1 protein-coding gene is annotated in these 1,287 nt (G+C 67.8%); it reads left to right on the top strand.

The annotated features are described in order from the left end of the window. Window positions 1-77 precede the first annotated feature (77 nt). A partial coding sequence (locus tag ACFLIM_RS50195) for an IS256 family transposase (protein WP_393178024.1) occupies window positions 78-1,287 on the top strand: 1,210 nt, incomplete at its 3' end.

Here is a 1,287-nt window from a genome sequence, read left to right as displayed (position 1 = left end):
AGGGTGTACCTTCCCGGTGATCGTTTGAGGTCTCACACGCATGCCGACGTTGGCCCGTCGGCTGGGAAGGCACACCCATGCTTACCGTAGTCCCTGATCCCGCCGACGACCGTCGCCTCACGGGTGATCTTGCCAGCTCCTCCTCGCCGATCGACGAGCTCGTCCGTGAGGGAGCTCGCCGGATGCTCGCTGAGGCCCTCAAGGCCGAAGTGGACGCCTACATCACCCAGTTCGCCGACGAGCGTGACGAGGCTGGCCGCCGCCTGGTGGTGCGCAATGGCCATCACGAGCCGCGGCAGGTGCTGACCAGCGCGGGCGCGATTGAGGTGCGTGCCCCGCGGGTCAACGACAAGCGCGTCGATGAGCAGACTGGACAGCGGCAGCGGTTCTCCTCGGCGATTTTGCCGCCGTGGTGCCGTAAGACTCCCGCCATCACCGAGGTGCTGCCGCTGCTCTATCTGCACGGGCTGTCCTCCGGTGACTTCGTGCCCGCGCTGGGCCAGTTCCTCGGCTCGTCCGCCGGGCTGTCGGCGCCGGTCATCACCAAGCTCACCGAGCAGTGGAAGGCCGATCAGCGAGCGTTCGCCTCCCGGGACCTGTCCGGCGTCGACTACGTGTACATCTGGGCCGACGGCATCCACGTCAATATCCGCCTCGAAGAGCACAAACTGTGCCTGCTGGTGCTGATCGGCGTGCGCGCCGACGGCCGCAAGGAGCTCATCGCGCTGAGCGACGGCTACCGCGAATCGACCGAGTCGTGGGCCGATCTGCTGCGCGATTGCCGGCGGCGCGGGCTGCGCGCTCCGGTGCTGGCCATCGGTGACGGCGCGCTCGGCTTCTGGTCGGCGCTGGCTGAGGTGTTCCCGCAGGCCAAGGCCCAAAGGTGCTGGTTTCACAAAATCGGCAATGTGCTGGGGGCGCTACCCAAGTCGGCCCATCCCGGCGCGAAGAAGGCGCTGGCCGAGATCTGGAACGCCGAGGGCAAGGACCAGGCGCTCGCCGCGGTTGGCGCCTTCGAGACCGCCTACGGCACCAAGTTCCCCAAGGCGGTGGCCAAGATCGTCGACGACGTGGAGGAGCTGCTGGCCTTCTACGACTACCCCGCCGAGCATTGGCGGCATCTACGCACCACCAACCCCATCGAGTCCACCTTCGCCACCGTCCGACACCGCACCAAGGTCACCAAAGGACCCGGCTCCCGCGCCGCCGGCCTGGCCATGGCCTTCAAACTGATCGAATCCGCCCAAGCCCGCTGGCGTGCCGTCAACGGCGCCCACCTCGTCGCCC

Source organism: Nonomuraea marmarensis (assembly GCF_043197025.1).
Classification (GTDB): domain Bacteria; phylum Actinomycetota; class Actinomycetes; order Streptosporangiales; family Streptosporangiaceae; genus Nonomuraea; species Nonomuraea marmarensis.
The sequence above is the reverse complement of the archived record's forward strand: the minus strand, read 5'-3'. Positions and strand labels throughout refer to the sequence as shown.